This window comes from Flavobacterium sp. (assembly GCF_043722275.1).
In the GTDB taxonomy this organism is placed as follows: Bacteria; Bacteroidota; Bacteroidia; order Flavobacteriales; family Flavobacteriaceae; genus Flavobacterium.
In genome coordinates this window covers 1-2,341 of sequence record NZ_JAYSPC010000023.1, presented here as the reverse complement: position 1 = coordinate 2,341, position 2,341 = coordinate 1, and the positions used below count along the sequence as shown (strand labels likewise).

3 protein-coding genes are annotated in these 2,341 nt (G+C 32.0%); all 3 read left to right on the top strand.

Features of this window, described 5'->3' with window-relative positions; genetic code table 11:
- Positions 1-284 precede the first annotated feature (284 nt).
- The gene (trmB, locus tag ACHZDT_RS02940; protein WP_394773170.1) at positions 285-962 is read left to right on the top strand and encodes a tRNA (guanosine(46)-N7)-methyltransferase TrmB; all 678 of its coding nucleotides are present in this window, start codon (positions 285-287) and stop codon (positions 960-962) included.
- A 41-nt stretch (positions 963-1,003) separates the two neighbouring features.
- Complete coding sequence (locus ACHZDT_RS02935) at positions 1,004-1,639, top strand: LysE family transporter (protein WP_394773169.1); 636 nt, start codon at positions 1,004-1,006, stop codon at positions 1,637-1,639.
- Positions 1,640-1,815: 176 nt separating this feature from the next.
- The gene (locus ACHZDT_RS02930) at positions 1,816-2,142 is read left to right on the top strand and encodes an MGMT family protein (protein ID WP_394773168.1); all 327 of its coding nucleotides are present in this window, start codon (positions 1,816-1,818) and stop codon (positions 2,140-2,142) included.
- Positions 2,143-2,341: the final 199 nt, after the last annotated feature.

Here is a 2,341-nt window from a genome sequence, read left to right as displayed (position 1 = left end):
AATCAGTAAAATCAGCGTCTAATTTTGACGCGGATAAAACAGATTTACTTCGTAAAAACGCGGATAAAAACGGATTTGATTTGCAATAATTTTATTTTTAAAAGCTTAACTTAACTACATTGCCCGATAGCTATCGGGAGAGGTAAAAAAAATTCGCGAAAATTTGTGTAATTTGTGGTTGAAAAAAATATCTTCCATCAAAATTCGCCCAATAAAACTTTAAAGCTAATTCGGCTATTTTCATTCGTTTATATTCCTTAATTTTGCAGAAAATTTTTGTAAAAGTGGGAAGTAAAAATAAACTAAAAAGATTCAGAGAAAACGAGACATTTGAAAACGTTTTTCAACCAACCAGAGAAGAAGTTGTAGGCGATTTAATGCCTTTGAAAGGAAAATGGAACTCTGATTTCTTTAAAAATGATAATCCATTAGTTTTAGAATTAGGATGTGGAAAAGGTGAATATTCTGTTGGATTAGCAGAAAGATATCCTGACAAAAATTTTATTGGTATAGATATTAAAGGTGCTCGTTTCTGGAGAGGTGCAAAAACCGCTGTTGAAAACGGACTTCATAATGTTGCTTTTATTCGAACTCAAATCGAATTGATCAATCATATTTTTAATGAAAATGAAGTAGACGAAATCTGGATTACTTTTCCGGATCCGCAAATTAAATATAAAAGAACAAAACACAGAATGACAAACTCTGAGTTTTTGAAATTGTATAAAAAAATCCTTAAAAAAGACGGTGTTGTAAATCTTAAAACTGATAGTGAATTCATGCACGGTTATACGCTTGGATTACTTCATGGTGAAGGACATGAGGTTTTATATGCCAATCATAATGTATATACAAATGAAGGAAGTCCTGAGGAAGTTACTTCTTTCCAGACTTTTTACGAGAAACAATATTTAGAGATTAACAAGGCAATTACGTATATTCGCTTTAAAATTAAAGACTAATTTAATTTTAAAACGAATTTTCAAACCCATTAAATAACTGAATGGCATTACTTACCCCATTACTTTCAGGTTTTATTGCCGCTTTCATTGGGATTATTCCACCTGGTTTAATCAACATGACAGCTGCAAAAGTGAATCTAAAAGAGGGAAAAAAGAACGCCCTTTGGTTTGTTGCCGGCGCTGTTTTAGTGATCTTTTTTCAGGTTTCTTTGGCAGTTTTATTCGCACAGGTAATTGATAATCGTCCGGATGTTGTTACTTTATTACGCGAAGTTGGTTTTGCTATTTTTTCGATATTAACGATTTACTTTTTGTTTATCGCAAAAGAACCAAAAGCTAAAAAATCAAAGATTAAAAAGAGCAGCAAAAAAAGCCGCTTCTTTTTAGGAATGTTACTTTCTGGTTTGAACTTTTTCCCTATTCCATATTATGTTGTTGTGAGCGTTACGCTTGCTTCTTATCATCTTTTTGCATTCGAAAACAACATTATTTTTACTTTTGTATTTGGTTCGGTTTTGGGTTCATTCGCAGCTTTATACAGCTATATTGGTTTCTTTGGAAGAATCGAAAAGAAAACCGATTACCTAATGCGAAATATGAATACTATTATAGGAAGCATTACTGGTTTAATTGCTATTGCAACGCTTTTTAATATTCTGAATTACTATTTCGGTTAACAATATTTTCTAAAGATTAAAATTAAAAATTTAGGTTTTATAAAATTGAACCATTAAGAAATTAAGAAAAATTAAGCACCGCTTTGTAAAACTTCACTTTCTTAATTATTTTTTCAATAATAAGTTAAGCTTTGCCTTAATGAACCTTAATATCTTAATGGTAAAATAATTCAAGTATGGCTGAGGATAATTTTTTTGAAAAAGTTTATACGATCGCCAGACAAATTCCGTACGGAAAAGTAACTTCATATGGCGCAATTGCGAAAGCTTTAGGAACAGCACGTTCAGCAAGAATGGTGGGTTGGGCAATGAATGCCTGCCATAATATGGAAGATGTTCCCGCGCACAGAGTTGTAAACAGAAAAGGTCTTTTAACCGGAAAACATCATTTTGACGGAACTAATTTAATGCAGCAACTTCTGGAAAGCGAAGGTATTGTTATAGAAAATAATCAAATTATAGATTTAGAGAAGCATTTTTGGACGCCTGAAATTGAACTTTAAAGGTTTATTTCCACCATATAAGTAATATAAGTTCATTTTAATATAGATGCTTATTTTCTATTCCCATTCTTGTCATCCCGATTTCTATGATAAAACCAAATCTTTTTTTCAGGAGCTAATCCCGCTATCCGTTTCAATCTTTTGTGGCGAACCCCGCCACAAAAGGATTTTCACTTCTATCGGGGCTAGGACAATCATT